The following is a 21,452-nucleotide window of genomic DNA, read 5'->3' on the forward strand; positions in this document are numbered from 1 at the left end:
ATGATTTGAAACTTTCTGGTATACTATTCTTTTTTTTGAGAGGAAAGGAATGTTCATTTTTGCAAAAAAATGAATTCCATGGACCGTTTAAGAATTTTCTCCTTCATACTGACACTCACACTGAGTATTCAAATCTTCGCCCAAACTAAAAATGAAACTATTATCATTGATGACTTTTACCTTGACTTGGCTATCCGGCAATACATTGATAAACCTACTGGAAATATTACACGATTAGACTTAGAGTCATTACGTCGTTTTGTAGCAGTAGGTAGAAACATCAAAAACTTAAGAGGGCTTGAATATGCCAAGAATCTTACATACTTGCGACTGGACAACAACGAGGTGCAAAATCTTGAACCCATAAGTAAACTAACGAAACTTGAAGTGCTCAGTGTAAGTGGTAACGAGATAATCGATGTCTCACCTATTGGCAATCTTATCAACATAAACTCACTGTATTTAGATAGAAATAAAATCTCAAATATAGATAGTCTTTCTACTTTGGTCAATGTTAAAAATTTTACTGGAGATTTTAACCAAATCACAGATATTACGGCCATTAATAATTGGAAGAAATTAACGCATTTTAATATGGCTTTTAATCAGCTTAATGATCTATCGCCTTTTAAAACCCTATCAAAACTAGAAGGGATTTGGATTCCCGATAACAGAATAAGCGATCTCGCGCCAATTGCGCATCTTATTGATCTTGAGGTGCTCATTCTTGAGAAAAATCCAGTTTTAGACATTGAACCCATTTTAAATCTTAAAAAGTTGGTACAGCTCAATTTAACGGAAACCAAAGTAAGTGACTTTGGTATACTATCTAAATTGCCTAATGTTGGTGTACTGGTATTACGAAAAAATAACTTAGATGATATTCAATTTCTAGAGAATATGCAAAGTGTTGAATGGTTGGATATTAGGGATAATCAGATAACAGATATTTCGGTTTTGAATAGTTTACCAAATATCAAAAAATTATTCTTATCCAATAACCAAGTAAAATCAATAGAGTCACTTTCAAATATGAAAAGATTAAGATGGGTGCACATGGAAAACAACAAGATAGAAAACCTGTGGGCAATAAATGACTTAGCTAAGCTTACCGATGTAATGGCTTATGGAAATGATTTAGAGACTAGTAAACAATTATCTAAAACCAACAAAAAAGTTATTGCAAAACTAAAAGAACAAGGCACAGTTTTCCATGTGGCTTCTATAAAAATTACTTCCATCTATCAGCTTGAACCAAGTAAAAAAATGTAAGAACAACAAGTACTTACTTCCCAAAATGAATCAAGTATCGAAAACTATATATTCGATACTGTTACCAGTTGAGTACATGTTTAGTCATATTATAAAACAATAAAATCAATGAAAAGTTTAAAGTTCCTTCTTTTAATCGTTACCATTTATAGTCAAGCTCAAAATAAGACTATTTATGAATTTGAGAAATTGATACCAAAATGGCAGAAGGAACATAAAGTTCCTGCCGTTGCTGTTGGGCTTATAGAAAACGGAAAGGTGATTTATGCCAAAGCCTTTGGTGAGCAGCGAATTGGGATTCCTGCCACTGATCAGACCATTTTTACCGTGGCATCCCTCACAAAACCCATATTTACTATGGTAGCACTCAATCTTATAGAAAAGGGGGAGTTATCGTTGGAAGAACCTCTGTATAATTATCACATCGATCCGGATTTAACAGTAAATGAAAACCTCAAAAAGTTAAATGCTAGATATGTGTTAAGCCATCAATCTGGTTTTGTGAACTGGAGAAATATGAGTCCTTCAAAAAAGCTTGAATTTAATTTTGAGCCAGGGAGTCAATACCTGTATTCTGGGGAAGGTTTTGAATTCTTAAGAAAAGCACTTACCAATAAAACAGGAAAATCTTTAACGCAGTGGGCTGAAGAGGTTCTTTTTACCCCCCTTGGTCTCGAGAGTATCGCTTTCACCTGGAATCCCAACTGGGATTTAAATAAGGTTGCCTATCCTTACAATGTTCACATGGAAGAATATGAATATGTGCCCAGAACTGAATTAAATGCTGCAGCGGGTTTACAAACCACCATAAAAGATTATGCAGAGGTATGTGCATATGTATTGAAAGGTGGCGGTCTTTCTAAGTCCTTATTTGATCAGATGATAACTCCTCAAGTAAAAGTTAAGGAGAATCTCTACTATGGATTAGGCTGGGAAGTCATTCCCTCATTGTCGAATAATGAGATTGTAATAATGCACCCAGGAAATGAAAATGGTATTTCAACTATTGTAATTCTCTTACCAAAATCTAAAAAAGGGATAGTGGTTTTTACCAATGGAGACAGAGGGTTTGAAGTTTATCAGAAGGTTATCGAAGCCTACCTCGTCGAAGGAGAAGAGATTTTTGAAATAAAGAATAAAAAATTGATTCCTAAACCAAAATATACAGTTCCTTCAAAGGAAATAGAAAACTACCTGGGAACATTTCAGATAAAGGAAAATGTCACTTTTGATATCGTAAAAAAAGAAGGACAATTGAATTTGGCCATTCCAGGACAACCACTTTTTAAATTAGTAGCACAGTCCAAGACGATGTTTCAAATAGATGAAGAACTAAAAGTTGAATTCTCTGCCTCAGAGAAAGAAGGATTTACTTCTGTATATATCTACCAATTTGGAGTTAGGATCTATAAGGGTGAAAGATTGAACCCATAGTAGTTTTTGAATTTTTAATCTTAAGAGATCTGTCACAGATATAATAAGTTGAATTTTATTTTGTGAACGCGATATAGTCTAACCCTTTACCATTGTGACTTACCTCCGCAGGATTCTAGCTTTTTAGAAAATACAGAAATTTCATATGTTTTAAAACTTCTTTATAAAAATTATTGACAGTCAGTTTGACAGTAAATCATTCCATTTAACTTTCATAGGCAAAAATAGAAACAACATTCCGATTTTAAATGCAGACTAGTTGTTTTATGAAATTGGTTTGTTAGATTTGTTTATAGCTAAATCATAAATGGTATTTTTGAGTGAATGACCAGAGATGCCGATGTAAATAATCATTTTTCAAACAGAATATATTTTAGCACAATCAATGTTACCATAAATGATTCTCATTGCTATCTACTTCTTTAAATGATATTGGAGAGTATCTTAGTTAGGTGCGCCTACAGGAAGTAATCTAAGTATAAAAGCCAGGGGTGGCGTAACCGTTCCAAATGCTTCCACTTTTGGTAGAGACTATTAAAATTAAAAATATAAATTGTTTCATTCTCATCAAAACATCAATCATGAAAACAAATCTTTTAAACTTTGTAGTTATTATCTTTCTACTGTCATGTAAAAACAACCAAAACAATTACGCCTGTACTCCCTGCGATTTATCATGTGATACACTTAGTTTTTCTAAACCGGGAACTTGCCCAAAATGTAGTATGCCTTTGATTTTGAAAAAAGATTTAGAGAAACAGAACGAACAGGTGGTAAATGAGATAAATATCCATGAAGGCTCAGGGACTTTTATGATTGAAGGAGGTAAAAATAAAACAGATAAGCCTATAAAAGTCTATTATCATAAACCTAGAAATTTCAATGCAAACTCCAAAATATTGATGGTCATTCCAGGTGCAGGAAGAAATGGAGATAGTTATAGAGATGCCTGGGTTGAAGAATCTGAAAAATATAATGTTCTGATTCTTTCTCCTATGTATGCTGAAGAAAATTATCCTTTCGAGGATTATCATTTATGTGGTGTAATGGCGAATCTTAACTTAAGAAATAGCATTACCTATATAAAGAATACTAATAAGGTCAAACTTGAGGAAGATAAGTTTGAGTTTACTATAAATACAAATAAAAACGCGTGGATATTCAATGATTTTGATAGAATTTTTGATTTCGCAGTAAAAACGCTTCATTCAAATCAAACCCAATACGATGCCTTTGGTCATTCTGCAGGCGGGCAGATTTTACATCGATTGGCCATTCTTGCTTCTGCTTCCAAAGTGGATAGAATTTTAGCATCAAACTCCGGCTTTTATACGCTTCCTGATTTTGATAAGGCGCTACCATTTGGACTGAAAGATACACCTATAGATAAAAAAGATCTAAGACAATCTTTCAAAAGAAAACTGGTCCTGTTTACTGGTGAGCTCGATAATGAAAATGAAACGGGTGGAACTCTTCTTCGCTCTAACTCGGCAGATTTACAAGGACTCCACAGGCTGGAACGAGCTGAGTACTTCTATAAAACCTCCAAGGCCATAGCCGAAGAATTACAATATGATTTCAATTGGAAGTTAAAAATCATACCCAACGTTGGACATAACCATAGGAAAATGGGAGATGCTGCAGCGATTTATTTATATGAGAAAAAATGAAAATATATAATTAATTGGACCTACACATTTATTCTTGACTGAGCATGTAAATCGAACCTGGTTTTTACCAATACCTTAATAAACCTAAACAAGATTTTTAATAGTATAGGATAAATTTGAGCTAGACCACTTTCAGAAATATTATTTTCTAAATTGATTAGGTAAAGGTGAATTTACTTTTGTACTTTTATACCTTATGAGAAAACTACCTCACTTTTTATTACATACTGCGGAGTCGGTATAGTAGACAATATTCGAATTAGTTCTAATAATTCATTATTGTCATTCATTTACCTATGCAACGGTGTTTCAACTGTATTGCATCTAGGATACATTCCATTTTATATTAAAACAAGAATACTAATTGGTTATCCATAACCAATGTCCATATTTTAAGTTGGAACTTTTCCTTGCATTTCAGTACCGAAGCAAAAAGCAATTCACGTATAATAATTTAGACTTAAAATAGTGAAATATTTAATATATAAGGGTGGGCGACACCCTGAAATCATCCAGCTATTTTCCGACACATTTCCTTTTGAAGAATATCAAAAAGAAGGGAGTTTAATTGGAAAGCTTGCCAAAGATTTATTGGACCGCACGAGTGAGTCTGACTTAAAGGTTTTTTTATGTACGCATAGAAAATCAATAATAGGTTGTGTTATGTTTTCAAAATTGAGATTTCAGGAAAGTAATGCAGATGTTTGGCTGTTATCTCCAATAGCTGTTAAAAAGAGCTGGAGAAACAAAAGAATTGGTTCTAACCTTTTGAATTATGCTCATAGTTTTTTGAGGAATTCTGGGGCACAAATTATAGTTGCGTACAGCGAAATAGGGTTTTATCCTAAAGTTGGATATATGAATTTATCTGTCGAAACTATCCAAATACCATTAAAAGTTACTTGCCCCAACTGCTGGGTTGCAATTTCATTAAAAGATAGCAAAATAATACCTATTACAGGTAAATCATATTGCGTAGAAGCAATTAATGATCCCCGTTATTGGTAAAAATAAAATGGTGGCTTGGTAAAATGATTATCGAGTCACCAATATAATTTACAAAAAGAATGAAATGAAAAATATAAACTTAGAAGATTTAGGCTTCGAAGAAAAATTAGAAAAATATAAAATAGCTAATCAACTAGATTCCTTTTTGACAGGACGAGTAATTCAGCAACATAGACAAAGGTACATTGTGCTCACAGAACAGGGGGAGATGGAATCAGAATTATTAGGAAATCTAAGATACACTGTTCAGAATAGTTTGGATTTTCCCGCTGTTGGTGATTGGGTGGCATTAATGGAGTATGATAATAACAAAGGGCTTATACGAGCAGTATATCCAAGGGCATCTTTATTGGTAAGACAAGCTGTTGGGAGGAAAAGCGAAAAGCAAATAATTGCATCAAATGTAAATTTTGGGCTCATTGTGCAATCGTTAAACAGAGATTTTAGTATTAACAGACTTGAACGTTACTTAACAATTTGTAATTCAAGTGCTATAAAGCCAATAATTATTCTAAGTAAAGTGGACTTGGTTGACAAGGAAGAGAAGAGTAGAGTAATTTCTTTGGTAAAAAAAAGAATTAAAAATACTCCACTACTACTAGTAAGTAATTGTACTGGTGAAGGATTAAGTGATGTGAAAGCAATTCTTGAAAAAGGGAAAACGTATTGTCTTTTAGGTTCTTCTGGGGTCGGGAAATCAACACTCATAAATAGCATTACAGGTCAGTCTCTGATGAAAACAGATAAGATAAGTGATGGTATTGATAGAGGTAAGCATGTAACTACACATCGAGAACTCATCGTATTGAAAACAGGTGGAGTTCTAATTGACAATCCGGGCATGCGAGAAGTGGGAATTACAGATAACGGTATGGGATTGGAAAATACATTTGAGAAAATCATGAGCTTATCAAAGCATTGTAAGTTTAAGGATTGCAATCATATAAATACCAAGGGATGCGCTGTGCTAAAAGCAATTGATTCTGGTGAGTTGGATGAACATGTTTATGAAAATTATATGAAGCTTGAAAGAGAGCGAGAACATTACACCTCCACTACTTTCGAGAAAAGAAGAAAAGATAAAGCATTTGGAAAAATGGTTAAAAATGTTGTAAATCAGAAGAGAAAGAACATGTATTAGTACATACAATTGGATGAAATAAGGCGGTCAAACTGACTGCCTTATTTTTTATGTGACCATTTCAATACTCATCCCGCCTAATCCTAATCCCTTAGATTTCGATTCTCTTCATTCTAGGCAAAAATTTCCCCAGGGAAATCTTGAGCTCCCAGCAAAATACAAGTCGATAGGAGATCTTAAATAATATGTGTTTGTGGGTTGTTATTTATTCCAGGATGTGCCCACCAGAATGATTGAGTATGGTTCCGGTCATATATCCCGCAAGGTCCGATGCGGCAAGAACAACGACTTCTGCGGTTTCTGTAGTTGATGGCAAACGTTTTAAAGCGGTTTTTTGCTGTTCAATATATCCTTGCATTTCATCTCTGCTCATACCCATATTGGCACCCATGGTTTCAAAGGTATAGTCTATGGTTGGAGAATCGGGCATAGCTTCAGAACGCACCCCTATAACACGTACTCCTTCTGCACCCCATTCACTCGCAAGGCTTTTTACCAGACCTTCGGTGGCTGCATGAGAAGCCGTAAGTGCGGCACTCCAGGGAGAACCAACCTTTGCCAGAGTGGAAGTAATGAAAATGATAACACCACTATTCTGTCTGGACATTAATGGGAATGCTGCTTTTGCTGTTACAAATTGATTCGCGGTTGTAGTTTTTAATGGAATTAAAAATTGTTCTAAAGATACATCCAACGCAGGTTTTCCATGGTTATATGCTGCAGGGTTGGATGCGCTGAGATTGACAACAATATCTACAGATACATTTTCACGATCGAACCAAGAAAAATAGCCGTTGACTTCTTCTTCATTTAAGGTGTCCACTCTTCTTATTTCTCCTAAATCAGAAGATTCAATACCATCCACATTAATGTCTGATAGATAAATATTCGCACCACTTTCCTTAAAAGCTTTGGCCACTTGTCTCCCTAAAGCTCCTTTGGCTCCAAATATGAGTGCGTTCTTATTTTCTAATAATTGATTTTTCATTTTCGTATTTTGTTTTAATTATACTTCATGGCTTCATATCCAAATATTTTTCGCAATAGTCCCAATTGACCAATGGCATAGGATTCTCTGTCGATTAAAAAAGAAATAGTGTTCAAGAGATTTGATGCTCCCAACAATGGTGCGTCAAAGGGTTGAGGGGCTAAAAGCTCTTCTTCTGTTAATGCAAAAAGTTGATCTCTCAAAAGAGGTGTTATTCTGTTCCAGTCTTTCTGGATAGGAGCCAAATCTGGATAGGTAATGTGTTTTTGAATCGGTCTTTGGTCTTTAAACAATTCATGAAAAACGTCCTGTTCTTTTAGCCCAATGCTATTTCCCAATCGATATCGTACTGAAACAAGGTTACCCGCAAGCCATGCAATATGGTTGGTGTTTTGATTGATCCTTTTCTGCGCATCATCCGGTTTGATGTCTACCAAACAATTGACATATAGCTTGCTATGAAAATCATATTGTTCCAGTAAACGTGTGATTGATAGGTCTGTAACCATACTTTTAATTCTTGATTATTATTGTATCTTTGACTGGTTGCAAAAAACAACTAGACAAATATATGTAAAACTAATTGTTTTTTACAACTAGTTTTATAATAAAATTAGTGTATATGAAAAAATCTAGGTCATATTGCCCTATGAATCAGGCATTAGAGGTGTTTGGGGATAAGTGGACGTTGCTGATTATCCGCGATATTATGTTCGATGGGAAGCGTTATTTCAGGGAAATGTTGAGTTCTGACGAAAAAATAGCAAGCAATATTTTAACGGATAGATTAAATAAATTAGAAGAGTTTGGAATCTTGATGAAGACCAAAGATGCTCATCACAAGCAAAAAAATGTATACAGTTTAACCGAAAGAGGAATAGATTTAATGCCTGTTATGATTGAAATCGCAAACTGGAGTACTAAACACAGGGAAGTTTCTGAAAAGGATAGAATTCATGTGGGAGAACTTGTGGCTGGGGGAAAAAAATTACAGGATAAAATGCAAGGAGAACTCAGAGAAGAATTAGCCTCTGTTTCTAAGAAATAACACTAAAGCTTACAGCATGAAATCATCCAATCTTTTTATATTATTACTCTTATTTGTTTGTAGTAGTTGTCTTCAGAAGACTGGTAAAGAGGATACTAACTCTTCAAGAACGGATTTGAATCCTTCTAAAATCGAATCCAACGAAAAACCTAAAACTTCTAATCCTTGGTTAGAAGCTGTGAGGAGTAAAAATCCTAATGAAATAAGAGCTATTTATGCAGACAAGTCTGTCAAGGTTATTTCAGCAGATAGCATTATTTTTGGTGCAACAAGTATTGCAGATTATTATATCAACCAGTCAGCAGAAATCAATGAAAGCGAGTCGTTGTTTCTTATCGAAGCTAATAAGCATGAAGGGATTGATTACGAAATAGTCAGTTACAAAACCAAAGATTCAGAGGAGTATGTACAGGTGGTTGTTTGGAAATCCATTGAAGGAAAAAAAGTAAGAGAATTTGAATATGATGCCAAAAGAGATATTTCCATTCCTGATGGCTATATAGACCAAATATCCAAAGCAAGAAACCTATGGATACAACTTTGTAACGAACACAATGCAGAGCATCTTGTAAGCAAACTATACACCTCTAACGCTATTTATTTTAACCATAAACCTTTGGTTATAGGTACTGAGGCTATTTCTAAGGAGTATCGATATATGAATAGTGATACATACAATCTGACTCTAGAACCCTTAAAGACGGAAATGGTAACGGACAACATTGCTTTCGAGATTGGACAATGCAAAGGCAGTTATGGAGGAAAATATGTTATTGTCTGGCAAAAAGAAGCAGAAGGTAACTGGAAAGTTTTTATTGATTCAAATTTTTGAAGCCCAAATTGGTTTTTGGAGAATTAGGTTCTTATTCTAACAAAAGATGAAAAAAACGAACAAGGTATTTATAGCAACAAGTCTGGATGGGTATATCGCAGATAAAGATGGAGGGATAGATTGGTTACATGCTATTCCAAATCCTGATAATATCGATATGAGGTATAATGAATTTACCTCCCAAATTGATGCACTTGTTATGGGAAGAACAACTTTTGAAACTGTATGTGGATTTGACATTGATTGGCCTTACAGCAAAAAAGTATTTGTGTTGAGCAATAGTTTAACCTAGATACCGAAGGAATACATCGGTAAAATTGAACTTGTAAAAGGAGATCTAAAAAAGGTTTTAGAAAGTATTCACAAAAAGGGGTTTCATCACCTTTACATCGATGGAGGCAAAACCATTCAAAGCTTTTTGAATGAAGATTTGATTGATGAAATGATAATAACCATAATTCCCAGAATACTGGGAGATGGAATTCCATTGTTTGATAATATTAAAAAGCAATTGGATTTCGAATGTGTAGATTCTAAAATATTTTTAGGAAAGGTGGTTCAAAATCGATTTGTTAGAAAAGTATAAAGTAATAGTAAACATTGGATTATAATTTGATGAGACACAAAGAAATTGCAGAGAATATCATCCGATTAAAAAATGAAGATTTAAAACTTCGGGATAAGCTTATTAAAAGTGGTAAACTTTGGAATGGGTATAACGAAGAAATGGCCAAATTGCATAACAAAAACGCAAAAGAATTGGATGATATAATCGATGACATTGGTTTTCCCACAATTGATAAAGTGGGCAAAGAAGCCAATGAAGCCGCTTGGTTGATTATTCAACATTCTATAGGACAGCCTAGTTTTATGAAGAAGTGTGTTAAACTTTTAAAGAAGGCAGTTGATGAAAATCAGGCCAATCCAATAAACCTGGCCTATCTAACAGACCGAGTTGCTGTTTTTGAAGACAGCCCTCAACTTTACGGTACTCAATTTGACTGGGATGAATATGGAGCATTAAGTCCAAACCCTTACGATGATGAAATCAAGGTCAATCAAAGAAGAAAGTCAATTGGGTTGAATACGCTTGAAGAGCAGACCCAAATTATGAGAAATCGAGCCAAAACCGAAAATGAGGAACCACCACAAGATTTTTATAAGAGAAAAAGAGAAATGGACGAATGGAGAAAATCGGTTGGCTGGATAAAATAAACTTTTCTACTAGTTAGAACTTCCCCTGATGTAAATATGGACAAAGTCCTCTCTCATATTCTTATGTGTACTTTGGTTTTTAGATAATTTTTGGCTTCTTCTGAAAAATCAATTGTAGTTTTTTTTGATACCGCAAAATTTTATGATTTTTTATCTAAAATGAGAAGGTAGCCTATATATGAATATTGCAAATATCCTATAAAACTGTAAAAAACTATTTTGTAAAGGGTAAGAGAGCTATAGGTATTGAAACTAAACAAGCTTTATTTCGAACATTCCATGTATAGCTTGTGTCCAACTTCATAAATCTATAGAGTATCATTAACTAACATATGTTCTTCAATGCTTATAGAAAATAAAGGAATAAATTATATGAAAATGTACAACAAAACTTTTGAAAAGCTGAGTTATTAGTTCAATTATGAATTTGAAATAATAAAACCTGTATGACCACGGTAAAAATAGGAGAACTTATTTCTTCCAAGATTTCGCAGCGTGCAAGTAGGCACTTGATTCAGAATATCCCAAAATATAGGCGACGTCCTTTGTTTTAAGATGCTTCTCGTTTACCAAATAGTTTGACAGGTCTTTCTTTATTGTGTTCACAATACCCCGAAAAGACATGCCTTCTTCAGTTAATTTTCGTTGCATCGTTCTTTTACTATAGGGAAATTGTTGTTGAACCTGCTCAAAATTTGGAATTTCAGGAGAACACATATGAAGTGTTACATTTCGTATTTGTGAAGAAAAGACCTTATCCTCCTGCTTACCTTCACCTAGCATGGCAATAAATTTTGGCAATAAAAGTTCGATTTCTTTGACTTTGTTTTTATTTATTTCTGTTTTGATTACTTCAATAGGAAGTACTATGTGATATTTGTCACCGATGGTGACTTCTGTTTTCAACAAATCTATATAAGGACAGGAGTCTTTAAAAGGCAGTTTGATAACTGGGACTAAATTATCGGGCAACATCAACTTTAGTTCCCTATAGACAATGCTTAATACCATATCCAAAAGGTGTCTTTTTATCTGGGAATCCGATACTGAACTATTTAGTTGTATAATAAAACTTTCAGAATTTTCCGCGATAGAGGCGGTTACCAAAGGAAATTTATTGTCTAGAAAATTTTGAAGGATGTATACACCTTGAACAACACTGGAGGTATTAAGGGATATTTCGAGAACAAGCCCTAGAGCTCCCATATTCAGGTAGCATCCAAAGTTTAAACCGCAATAATCGTTTTTAGAGGTAGCAATAACTTTGTTGAAAACGGCCATATACTCTTCTCCATCAACTACCTCTTCAGGGTTTTCTAAGTCAATGTTCGGATTTATTAGAACTTCTTTTAAGGAGTTGTTGTCTAAGCCTTGGTAGGTTGCATATTCTAATAAATTATATAGATAAGGTGCAAAAATTTCCATTGGTCAAAGATAAGGTAAATTGGCGCAAAGTATCAATAATAACTATTCAGATGTAGATAATTTTACAGCATAAAATAAATGTCAAATTATGAATTCATTACAAAAATACTTAATAGTAAATGCTATTTTCTCTATACTAAATGGAGGGTTCACTATAATTTTTAGAAGTAAAATTGAGGAAATATTCAATGTAAAACAAAGTAGTTTTTTCTTTATTCTTGGCCTCCTTCTATTATTCTTTGCTTTAACTATTATAATAGAGGTTAAAAAACTGAGGGCACTACCAATCTTATGGATTATTATTCAGGATATGCTTTGGGTTATCGGTAGTATTGTTTTGCTTATATGGAATCCCTTTGACATCTCTAGCACCGGGAACATTATTATTGGTATAGTTGCGCTTATAGTACTTCAGTTGGGATTAGGTCAAGCAAGGGGATTAGCAAGAATTGATGAAGGAAACAAAATAGGACAAAAGATATTTAGATTTTCTCGAGTTGTGGAAGGTGATAAATCTAAAGTATGGAAAATTATTTCTGATGTTGAAAATTATCATAAAGTAGCCCCTAATATTGATGATTCCAAAATAATTTCAGGAGAAAAAAAAGGAATGGTACGTTCATGTTTTCACGGTAAAGATAGTTGGAAAGAAACATGTACACTTTGGGAAGATGAGCAACAATACTCGTTTGTTGTTAACACTGAAGCACCCGATTATCCATATCCGTTAAGAGCCTTAAAAGGAACTTGGATGGTTGATGAAATTTCACAAGATAAAAATGAAATTACTATGGTTTTTGAGTTTGAATATAAAAAGCCTATTCAAAATATTTTCGTTCATCCTTTGATGAAGTATAAGTTTACTAAAGTATGTGAAGAGTTATTAGATAACTGGCAAAAAAAGATTGAAAATTAGTAATTACAGAATAGGATGACTATGACTATAGACAGAAACAAAAATAATATTAGACCTTACATATTAGCCGATACAAATTGGAGACATCTGCAAGATGCAAGTTTTGAAATAGCGGTATTACCCTGGGGAGCAACTGAAGCTCATAACTATCATTTGCCTTATTCAACAGACGTGATTGAAGGAACAGCAATAGCAGAGCAATCCGCTAACATTGCTTGGAACAAAGGTGCTAAGGTTATTGTATTACCAACTATACCTTTTGGTGTAAATACGGGGCAATCTGATATTTATCTAGATATGAATTTAAATCCAAGTACTCAGTTTGCGATGTTGAAAGATATCCTCACCGTTTTGAATAGACATAATATAAAAAGATTCTTGCTTTTGAATAGCCATGGAGGAAATAATTGGAAGTCAATACTAAGGGAACTAGGTCTTTTATTCCCAGAAATGTTCTTGTGTGTAGTTGATTGGGTAGATATAGTAGATAGATATGAATATTTTGATGAACCCGGAAATCATGCCGATGAAATGGAAACAAGTCTAATGCTTCATCTTGCCCCAAATTTGGTTCTTGAAAAAAAAGAATGGGGAGATGGAGTTGAAAAAAAGAACAAAATAGCAGCATTCAATGAAGGTTGGGTATGGACAGAGAGACCTTGGTCGCAAGTTAGTAAAGATACGGGGGTTGGAAACCCTATAAAGTCGACTAAAGAAAAAGGAAAACGATTTTTAACAGGTATATGTAATCAGCTAGGTCATTTAATAATAGAAATTTCAAAAGCGGATATTAAAAATCTGTATGAATGATCTTGTGAATAGTATTTAAAAATAGTAAAAAAGCTTCGAGTAACAAATACAATAAATTTCAAGATCGTGAACAGAAAATTATTTATTAAAACAGGTTTAGTTAGTGGAATAGGATTTGGTTTGCTTCCCAATTTGACTATAGCTTCCAATCAGGATCAATCTGAACAAAAACCTTTGAGTATTAAAATAGTTAAAGAGTTTGTTATTGCTGGACACTTTGATTTAGAAAAGATCAAAAATATGCTTGAGGATTATCCCAATCTAATTTACTGTAGTTATGATTGGGGAAACGGAGATTTTGAGAAGGCTATAGAAGGTGCTGGTCATAAAGGCAACAAAGAGGTAGTCAAATACTTAATTGCAAAAGGAGCTCGAGTAAACATCTTTGTTCTTACTATGCTAGGAAAGACCAGACTCGTGAAATCAATATTGGATGAATATCCCAATTTGATTTTCTCAAAAGGTCCACATGGATTGTCTCTGCTCCATCATGCTGAAATTGGAGGTGAAGAGTCAAAAGAACTTTTTGAATATTTACAAATGAGAGGGTTGACCGAGAAACAATTTAAACTAAGATAGCTTGAAAATAAAGGGGGTAATATTTGATTTTAATGGTACGCTGGTCTTTGATACCCATTTGCATAATCAAGCTTGGGACTTTTTTCTAACAAAACATTCCCAGAAGCTGAGTGAAACTGAAAAGAATAGAAAAATACATGGTAAGAACAATGTTGAAATTTTATCCGAACTGTTTCAAAATGAATTGACAGCAGATGAAGTTGCTGGGTTAAGCAAAGACAAGGAAAACATCTACCAATCTCTTTTTTTAAAAGAAAAATTAGGTCTTGCACCTGGTGCTGAGGATTTCATAAAATTTTTGCTTCTCAATGAAATTTCTGACACCATCGCAACAGCTTCCGACCTTTATAATCTAGAATTCTATTTCCACCATTTAAGATTAGAAAGGTATTTTGAGAAATCAAAGGTTGTCTTTAGTGAAGGCACAATCAAGAGTAAGCCGAACCCTGAAATATTTTTAAAAGCTATGGATATCTTAAAAATCAACAAAGATCAAACGTTAATTTTTGAAGATTCCATTGCAGGAATTGTAGCTGCCGAGAATTCGGAAGCGAAAAAAATTGTTGTCGTAAAATCAATAAGTAATGAATTGATCCAACAGAGACATGAAGTAATAGAGGATTTTACACAGGTAAATAGAAGTCTTTTTAGATAATACTATATCCAATTAGTCAAAGTACATTACATGATGGACAGGGTTTTTAAAACATTTTTAATAAAAATGAATGAGGATAGATCTTAATAGTATTATTGGTTAAGTAGTTTTATTAAACCAGCTTAATTTTTTTACAACAACGACACAATAAATTTATAGATACTAATTTTTTTAAAAAATGAAATGAAAAATCAAATCAAAACAATCCTACTTTTATTAGTATTCGCATTGTCAGGGTGCAATTCAGACGATGACAGCGTTCTTCCTATTATCAACCTAACAAATGAGTTCATTGTAAATAGTACAACTACTTATTTAACCCCGAATGGATATTTTGAAGAATATATTTCCGAAGGAGAAGTTGTTTGGTATGGTCTAAAGTTTATTGATGGCGAATATGTTTTTATAGACCCGCCTTGTCCAAGTGCTGAAAATTTGAATCATGGAGTTTCAATTTGGCTTCGTTTAGATCATGATGATAAACTGGAGTCTGGTACTTACAACTATACTGATAATGATTCAGATTTGGGTATTATTGGTAACTCAGAGGTGTTTTTCGATTTCCGATATATCGAAGCCAACTGCCTTGGTGTTCCTGACACTAAGTTAAACATTGTGGATGGAGAATTGAACGTTAAAAAAACTATTCAAGGCTATTCAATATCCTATAATCTTACTTCGGAAAACGGTACAGAAATCACCGGCACTTATTTTGGTGAGTTAATAGAACGTACTGTGTCTGAATGGTAATAAATATCGAACAAATTTTATTAACACAAATACTTAAATTAAAACACATTCATCATGAAAAAAACAATCTTCATTGCAATTCTATTAGGTTCTATTTTAACAGCCAAAGCCCAAGACACACAAGCAAGTGGTTCACAAAATGCTAGCGTAGAAAAATCAGTCTTTGGTATTCAAGCAGGATTTGCTGGACTATGGGTTCACAATGAACTAAAACTAACCAATCAACTGGCCTTACGAACTGAAATAGGTTTTGATGCCTATGAAAATGACGACTACTATCCAGATGCAGGCTTTTTATTTTCTACAGTATTAACACTAGAGCCTAGATGGTATTATAATCTTAATAAGAGAGCGAGCCAATCAAAATCGATTGATGGCAACAGTGGTAATTTCTTTGCATTAAAATCTAGTTTACGTCTTGAAGATTTACTAATTGAATTTGGAGATGATGAAGATGTAAATATGGTAAACAATCTTTCTATTGTTCCAACTTGGGGGATAAGAAGGAACTTGGGAAAGCATTTTAATTACGAAGCGGGAGCAGGAATTGGCTATATACACTTTTTTGCCAAAGATGCAGAATTTGAAAAAGACAAAGGTGAGTTAGCTATAAATCTCCATTTAAGAATCGGCTACAGGTTTTGATAATGAAAAAATATCTTCAAATACAGATTTCAAGGTATAGTTTTATCACTATAGTGGGATTTGGGTTGTTATTTTCTATAGTAACAAACAGTCAGGAGCAAAAGGGAATAGAAACTCAGCTTCTTGCTGCCTTTACTGGATTAACTGTAAGTGACTTTGCTTACCCTAGAGTTTGGTGGAGTTCAGAACAACATGCAAATTTTAAATTTAGTTATAGAGTAAGGAAAAATGTTTTTTTGGAATGGCAAGGTGAGTACGATACTTATCTGATAGCGGATGTTTTTAAAACTCCGCTTCTAACAAAAATATATTTTGCAGATAGACTATATCTATATACAGGAATAGAACTAGAAATGGAACGTGACAAATTAAAGATAGATTTACCTCCACCCCAACTTAAGTTTAAAAATGGGTGGGGTTATGATATTAAAAGTAATTTTTCTTTAGAAGTTGAGCATGACCTTCATTTCAACAAATCTGTTTATGGAGCTTATGGAACTCCTAGCTTGTTATCTGTTCATGGTAAATTTAAATTTTAGAAGATGAAATGTATAAAGAAAATTGGATTAATATTTTAGAGAAAGGCGTTCTTATACTTTGTATTCTCTTATTTGCAATTCTTACTTCGTGTCAAAATGGTCAAAAGGATAAAGGAAGAATCTTAATTATTGTATCTAATACTGAATACATGGATGCTGCCAAAGAATATTTTGCTGGCAATAATTTATGGGAAGTAGCACCCCCATATCATGTTTTTATTTCTCATGGTTATGATGTTGATTTTGTATCTCCAACAGGAGATAAAGTTCCTTTTTCGATGAATCCCATTGGAATAAGTAGCTACACAATAAAATATGAAGGTTTTAATGATAAAGTAGAAAGCTCATTAAAACCAAGTGAAGTTGATTTTAAAAAATACAAAGCTGTATTTATTGGAGGTGGGTATGGCCCGTTGTTTGACGTAGCTAATAATGAAAACCTACTTTCACTAATAGCATCTATATATGAAAACAATGGAGTTGTGGGAGGTTGTGGCCATGGGCCAGGAGCCTTTGCAAATGTCAAATTGAGTAGTGATGAATATATGGTAAATGAAAAAAGAGTAACTGGTTTTCCAAACTCAACAGAGGTAACTAAAAATTGGGCTAAGCAAGGAACATTGTTACCTGCAACTGTAGAAGATGAGTTAAGAAAAAATGGTGCTATTTTTCAATCAAAAAGTGATTTGAATGACAAACATGATGTCGTAGTGGAAGAAAGAATTGTTTCAACTATGTTTTTACCATCTTCTGCTATTGTTGCCAAAGAGATGATTAGAATAATTGAAAACTAACTACTATCTGTATTAGGAAACAGATAACGCGATTTTTTATCTTTGTAAGACCAAAATACACATTACTATAGCCCAAAAATGTTGATACAATTTTTAGAACATATTAAAACATTTACTCAATTCGAGAAGGAGGACTTTGATAGAATTCAGGACTATTTCGATATTCAAATGTATCGCAAGAAGGATGTTATTCTTTCAGCAGGTTCTAAATGTAATTGTAATTATTATGTTTTAGAAGGTTGTCTTCATATGTACTTTACAGGAGAAAACGGAATACAAAGAACCGTACAATTTGCCATCGAAAATTGGTGGATGACCGATAATTTAGCCTTTAATAAAGGGGCGGTTACCGATTTTACTATTCAAGCTGTTGAGAACACCACGCTCCTTAGAATAAGTCGTGAAAATCAAGAGAAGCTTCTCAAAAATTTTCCTTCGCTGGAAACCTATTTCAGGAAAATCTATGAGATTTCATATGGTGCTTCATTAATGAAGATGAAATATGTATTCGATTATTCTAAAGAAGAAATTTACTATCATTTCACGGAACGCTTTCCACAGTTCACACAGCGTGTTCCACAATATTTAATAGCCTCTTACTTAGGACTTACTCCAGAATATGTAAGCGAGATAAGAGCAAAGAACCGTTCTTAAACCAGTTTAAGTTTTTAGCCTTGACCATTGAATAGTTTTGCTCAAAACAAAATTATTTATCGATGGAAAGAATACAAATTGATGTAGCAGAACCTACAGCTTACCAAGCCATGTTCGCACTAGAAGGGTATTTAGCCAAATCTAACTTAAGTGCTACCCAGAAAAATTTAATCAAGATAAGATCTTCCCAAATTAATGGATGTGCTTTTTGTATTGATATGCACATTAATGAAGCCTTAAAGGCAGGTGAAAACCCAAGACGTATTTATGTGTTAGATGGTTGGAGAAAAACAGACTGGTTCTCTGATGATGAAATCGCCCTACTAAAAATGACCGAAGAACTAACAATTTTAAGTAAAGATGGTTTAACAGAAGCTACCTATAAAGACGTATTACAGCATTTTGATGAGCAGACCTTTTCTCAAATAGTTATGGCCATAGTAACCATAAATGCCTGGAACAGAATTGCTATAAGTACAAACAAACCTTTGCTTCAGGATTAAAAGGCCTAAACCAACCACAATCAATGAAAGCATTACTAATAAACGGACATGAAAAAGTAAGCCATGCAAAAGGTGAGCTTAACCATGTCTTTTTTGCCGTAGCCCAAAATACCCTCGAAGTGTTAGGCTATGAAACCAAAAGTATAATTATAGACGAAGGTTATAATGTTGAGAAAGCGATACAAAACATTATTGCGTTACACCTAAATCCTATAGTAGATGAAGATATTCATGGTAATAAAGCCCATTGCTTATCAAAAGGCGTTATTATGGATGTTGTTGGTGCAAACTCCTTTCAGCTAGATAAAGATTTTTACAAAGTGTGATTAAACAATATCATAGAACCCAGTTCATAGATGAAATTACCAGAGCTATGGAAGAATTCAATCATAAAAAATACAAGACCCGAAATTCTTTATAATATGGGCTTTGACAAATTAGAACGTAAAAATGTTTTAGACAAACTCATTGAGTTTTAGTATCAATTCAAAAGAAATAATACCATGCTTAGAGACTACAAGGTAAATACAAAAACTAAATTGGCTACTCATTGGGCGTGCCTTATGTCCCTCTACATTTATGCTGATTATTTTGAACTGAAAATACCAGGTAAAATTGAGGAAGTGATGAAGCTAAAAACACCCGTTGGTGATGCCACACCAGAACTACTTGTGATTTTCTCTCTTATTCTGATAGTTCCCTCGTTAATGATTGTTCTTTCGGTCATTTTAAAGCCAAAAATCAATAAATGGCTCAATATAATTGTGGCACTACTGTGGGCTTCAATGTCCGTATTAATAGTCATTGGTGAAATTAATGATATCGGGGGGTGGTATTCTTTCTATTTACTATACCAATTTGCAGAACTATTTGTTTTTGGCTCAATTGTTTGGCACGCATGGCGTTGGGCAAAACATTAATCTTGATAACACACAAAGTTCCTAAATTTTAATTATCAATAAATCGATAAATTAATGTCGATATAATTCCTATTGTAAAAAAAGAAAGTACCAAGATTGATGTTGTACCATCATAATAAGTTCCAATAATAATAGACAAAGGAACAGCTACCAGTGTAGATATAGAGCCAATTATTGATGACCCCATACCTGCAATATGGCCAAAAGGAACCATCGCCAAAGAGGTTAAATTTCCAACCAAAATACCATAACTAAAGAGCAACAGGAACATAAATAATATGAATACCCAAAGTGAGAGTGGTTGCTCAAATCCTAAAATTATTACAGAAACAATACTACTACATATTATAGCAGATTTCACTAATAACTTCATTCCTAATTTCTCTACCAGTTTGGTATTGAAAACCAGAGCTAACCCTATACTAAAAGCTAAGAACCCGAAATAAAACGGATATTGATTTCCTAATTGATATTGAAACTCAAAAATCTCTTGAGACAGGTTTAAATAAGCTATAAATACTCCTGAAAACAAACCAGCTATTATTGTGTATCCAATAGATTTTTTGTTTCTAAATATTTCTAAGATTGCCTTTAATATGTGTTTTAAAGTGAAACTTTTTCTTTTCTCATTTGATAATGTCTCTTCTATCCTAAGGCCAAACAAGAAAAAAGCAATTAAACCGAAACAAAAGAATGTAACAAATAACATTCTCCAGGTTGATGCTTCTAAAATGAACTTTCCTAATATAGGAGATACCACGGGTACAATGATATTAATCGCTACAACAAGCGATATGGTTTTAGCCATTTTTTCGCCTACAAATTTATCTCTCGCAATAGCGATGCTTAAAACTCTTGGCGCACCTAGTCCAACACCTTGTATAATTTGGCCCGCAAGCAAACTATGAATATTCCATGACAAAAAAGAAAGTAAGCAACCTGTTAAGAATAGGAGATATCCTAAATAGATAATCTTCTTTCTACCAAAAGCATCTGCTAGTGCTCCATAAAAAAGTTGACTAATTCCTGTTCCCATATACAGCAAAGAAACACTTAGTTGAATTTGACTTTTATTGTCCAGTTTTAAGCTTTTGGAAATAGCGTCAAATGCAGGAAGCAACATATTAATGGTCAGGGTATAAGATGCCATTAACAATGCCAGTATAATGACAAACTCGGTGTGGTTTGATTTTTGAAAATTCATGAAGTCAAAGGTTCACTTTTGACTTCAAGAGCTTCTTAAACTGGCTTAAGAAATTAATTGATCATCCCAAAAGTGAGTATATGACCATCTAAGTCCATAATATCAAAATCTGTCATTCCATATTCCTGGTCATTCAAATCCCGATAAAAAGTAACATGCTTTGAAGTGTACTCTTCATGTAAAAGTTGAATATCATTAACAAACACATAAATATTGGTATGAATAAATTCGTCTTTTTCATACCCTTCTTTTAAGGTTAAATGAATTTCAATGTTTTCTCTTTTTACGATAGCGTAATCAATAGGCGTATTCCAAGAAAAGGTAACTTCAAATCCAAGTTTATTGGTATAGAATTCAATTGACCTATCGATATTAGATACGGGCAATACGCAAGATGCGTGCGAAAATAGTTTACTCATTTATAGCTTGGTTTTGGTCTGGGAACTTGAA

The 21,452-nt window shown here is 33.6% G+C and carries 27 protein-coding genes; 22 read left to right on the top strand and 5 right to left on the bottom strand.

Features of this window, described 5'->3' with window-relative positions; translation table 11 throughout:
* The first annotated feature begins 78 nt into the window (after positions 1–78).
* From BUE24_RS14805 to rsgA, 5 genes are all read left to right on the top strand, one after another.
* Entirely contained in the window at positions 79–1,272 is a 1,194-nt protein-coding gene (locus tag BUE24_RS14805) for a leucine-rich repeat domain-containing protein (protein ID WP_073317120.1), read from the top strand.
* A 108-nt stretch (positions 1,273–1,380) separates the two neighbouring features.
* Positions 1,381–2,706: a serine hydrolase domain-containing protein gene (locus BUE24_RS14810; protein ID WP_073317123.1), complete on the top strand. Its 1,326-nt coding sequence runs from the start codon at positions 1,381–1,383 to the stop codon at positions 2,704–2,706.
* Between the two features lie 581 nt (positions 2,707–3,287).
* Positions 3,288–4,376, top strand: coding sequence for a hypothetical protein (locus BUE24_RS14815; protein WP_211483320.1), 1,089 nt, complete (start codon positions 3,288–3,290; stop codon positions 4,374–4,376).
* Positions 4,377–4,844: 468 nt separating this feature from the next.
* On the top strand, positions 4,845–5,384 hold the full coding sequence (locus BUE24_RS14820; protein WP_073317129.1) for a GNAT family N-acetyltransferase: 540 nt from the start codon (positions 4,845–4,847) through the stop codon (positions 5,382–5,384).
* Between the two features lie 64 nt (positions 5,385–5,448).
* A complete protein-coding gene (gene rsgA / locus BUE24_RS14825) occupies positions 5,449–6,525 on the top strand; it encodes a ribosome small subunit-dependent GTPase A (protein ID WP_244548158.1) in 1,077 nt (358 codons plus the stop codon).
* 205 nt (positions 6,526–6,730) lie between these two features.
* On the opposite strand, the gene BUE24_RS14830 is transcribed toward rsgA, so the two are convergent.
* Positions 6,731–7,513, bottom strand: coding sequence for an SDR family NAD(P)-dependent oxidoreductase (locus BUE24_RS14830; RefSeq protein WP_073317132.1), 783 nt, complete (start codon positions 7,511–7,513; stop codon positions 6,731–6,733).
* A gap of 14 nt (positions 7,514–7,527) precedes the next feature.
* Positions 7,528–8,022: a hypothetical protein gene (locus BUE24_RS14835; RefSeq protein WP_073317135.1), complete on the bottom strand. Its 495-nt coding sequence runs from the start codon at positions 8,020–8,022 to the stop codon at positions 7,528–7,530.
* 113 nt (positions 8,023–8,135) lie between these two features.
* On the opposite strand from BUE24_RS14835, the gene BUE24_RS14840 reads away from it, so the two are divergent.
* The 5 genes from BUE24_RS14840 to BUE24_RS14855 are packed head-to-tail and all read left to right on the top strand — an operon-like array spanning position 8,136 to position 10,608.
* Positions 8,136–8,561, top strand: a complete 426-nt coding sequence (locus BUE24_RS14840; protein WP_073317138.1) for a winged helix-turn-helix transcriptional regulator — start codon at positions 8,136–8,138, stop codon at positions 8,559–8,561.
* Between the two features lie 16 nt (positions 8,562–8,577).
* Complete coding sequence (locus tag BUE24_RS14845) at positions 8,578–9,393, top strand: YybH family protein (RefSeq protein ID WP_073317141.1); 816 nt, start codon at positions 8,578–8,580, stop codon at positions 9,391–9,393.
* A 46-nt stretch (positions 9,394–9,439) separates the two neighbouring features.
* Positions 9,440–9,685: a dihydrofolate reductase family protein gene (locus tag BUE24_RS24160; RefSeq protein WP_211483321.1), complete on the top strand. Its 246-nt coding sequence runs from the start codon at positions 9,440–9,442 to the stop codon at positions 9,683–9,685.
* A gap of 15 nt (positions 9,686–9,700) precedes the next feature.
* Positions 9,701–9,979 (top strand): dihydrofolate reductase family protein, encoded by a 279-nt coding sequence (locus tag BUE24_RS24450; RefSeq protein ID WP_425290166.1) that lies wholly within the window; start codon positions 9,701–9,703, stop codon positions 9,977–9,979.
* A gap of 29 nt (positions 9,980–10,008) precedes the next feature.
* Entirely contained in the window at positions 10,009–10,608 is a 600-nt protein-coding gene (locus BUE24_RS14855; RefSeq protein ID WP_073317144.1) for a DUF6624 domain-containing protein, read from the top strand.
* Between the two features lie 471 nt (positions 10,609–11,079).
* On the opposite strand, the gene BUE24_RS14860 is transcribed toward BUE24_RS14855, so the two are convergent.
* Entirely contained in the window at positions 11,080–12,033 is a 954-nt protein-coding gene (locus BUE24_RS14860; RefSeq protein WP_073317147.1) for an AraC family transcriptional regulator ligand-binding domain-containing protein, read from the bottom strand.
* 88 nt (positions 12,034–12,121) lie between these two features.
* Between BUE24_RS14860 and BUE24_RS14865 the strand changes: the two genes are divergently transcribed.
* The 12 genes from BUE24_RS14865 (at position 12,122) to BUE24_RS14920 (ending at position 19,798) form a co-directional block, all read left to right on the top strand.
* Positions 12,122–12,949 (top strand): type II toxin-antitoxin system RatA family toxin, encoded by an 828-nt coding sequence (locus BUE24_RS14865; RefSeq protein WP_073317150.1) that lies wholly within the window; start codon positions 12,122–12,124, stop codon positions 12,947–12,949.
* Positions 12,950–12,970: 21 nt separating this feature from the next.
* A complete protein-coding gene (locus tag BUE24_RS14870; protein ID WP_211483322.1) occupies positions 12,971–13,759 on the top strand; it encodes a creatininase family protein in 789 nt (262 codons plus the stop codon).
* Positions 13,760–13,825: 66 nt separating this feature from the next.
* Positions 13,826–14,338, top strand: coding sequence for an ankyrin repeat domain-containing protein (locus tag BUE24_RS14875; RefSeq protein ID WP_084549576.1), 513 nt, complete (start codon positions 13,826–13,828; stop codon positions 14,336–14,338).
* Position 14,339: 1 nt separating this feature from the next.
* A complete protein-coding gene (locus tag BUE24_RS14880; protein WP_073317153.1) occupies positions 14,340–14,993 on the top strand; it encodes an HAD family hydrolase in 654 nt (217 codons plus the stop codon).
* Positions 14,994–15,176: 183 nt separating this feature from the next.
* Positions 15,177–15,743: a hypothetical protein gene (locus BUE24_RS14885; protein WP_073317156.1), complete on the top strand. Its 567-nt coding sequence runs from the start codon at positions 15,177–15,179 to the stop codon at positions 15,741–15,743.
* A gap of 54 nt (positions 15,744–15,797) precedes the next feature.
* Positions 15,798–16,388 carry a hypothetical protein gene (locus tag BUE24_RS14890; RefSeq protein ID WP_073317159.1) on the top strand — a complete coding sequence of 197 codons (591 nt, stop codon included), beginning with the start codon at positions 15,798–15,800 and terminating at the stop codon, positions 16,386–16,388.
* Between the two features lie 2 nt (positions 16,389–16,390).
* The gene (locus BUE24_RS14895) at positions 16,391–16,927 is read left to right on the top strand and encodes a hypothetical protein (RefSeq protein ID WP_073317162.1); all 537 of its coding nucleotides are present in this window, start codon (positions 16,391–16,393) and stop codon (positions 16,925–16,927) included.
* 8 nt (positions 16,928–16,935) lie between these two features.
* The gene (locus tag BUE24_RS14900; RefSeq protein ID WP_073317164.1) at positions 16,936–17,721 is read left to right on the top strand and encodes a type 1 glutamine amidotransferase domain-containing protein; all 786 of its coding nucleotides are present in this window, start codon (positions 16,936–16,938) and stop codon (positions 17,719–17,721) included.
* 78 nt (positions 17,722–17,799) lie between these two features.
* A complete protein-coding gene (locus tag BUE24_RS14905; protein ID WP_073317167.1) occupies positions 17,800–18,375 on the top strand; it encodes a Crp/Fnr family transcriptional regulator in 576 nt (191 codons plus the stop codon).
* A 62-nt stretch (positions 18,376–18,437) separates the two neighbouring features.
* Positions 18,438–18,878, top strand: coding sequence for a carboxymuconolactone decarboxylase family protein (locus tag BUE24_RS14910; RefSeq protein WP_073317170.1), 441 nt, complete (start codon positions 18,438–18,440; stop codon positions 18,876–18,878).
* Between the two features lie 23 nt (positions 18,879–18,901).
* Entirely contained in the window at positions 18,902–19,204 is a 303-nt protein-coding gene (locus BUE24_RS14915) for a hypothetical protein (protein WP_073317173.1), read from the top strand.
* Between the two features lie 177 nt (positions 19,205–19,381).
* Entirely contained in the window at positions 19,382–19,798 is a 417-nt protein-coding gene (locus BUE24_RS14920) for a DUF6326 family protein (protein ID WP_073317175.1), read from the top strand.
* A gap of 28 nt (positions 19,799–19,826) precedes the next feature.
* On the opposite strand, the gene BUE24_RS14925 is transcribed toward BUE24_RS14920, so the two are convergent.
* Both BUE24_RS14925 and BUE24_RS14930 read right to left on the bottom strand, forming a co-directional pair.
* Positions 19,827–21,002 carry a multidrug effflux MFS transporter gene (locus tag BUE24_RS14925; protein ID WP_073317178.1) on the bottom strand — a complete coding sequence of 392 codons (1,176 nt, stop codon included), beginning with the start codon at positions 21,000–21,002 and terminating at the stop codon, positions 19,827–19,829.
* 53 nt (positions 21,003–21,055) lie between these two features.
* Positions 21,056–21,421: a glyoxalase superfamily protein gene (locus BUE24_RS14930; RefSeq protein WP_073317181.1), complete on the bottom strand. Its 366-nt coding sequence runs from the start codon at positions 21,419–21,421 to the stop codon at positions 21,056–21,058.
* Between the last annotated feature and the right edge of the window lie 31 nt (positions 21,422–21,452).

Source organism: Aquimarina spongiae, from assembly GCF_900141785.1.
GTDB lineage: Bacteria > Bacteroidota > Bacteroidia > Flavobacteriales > Flavobacteriaceae > Aquimarina > Aquimarina spongiae.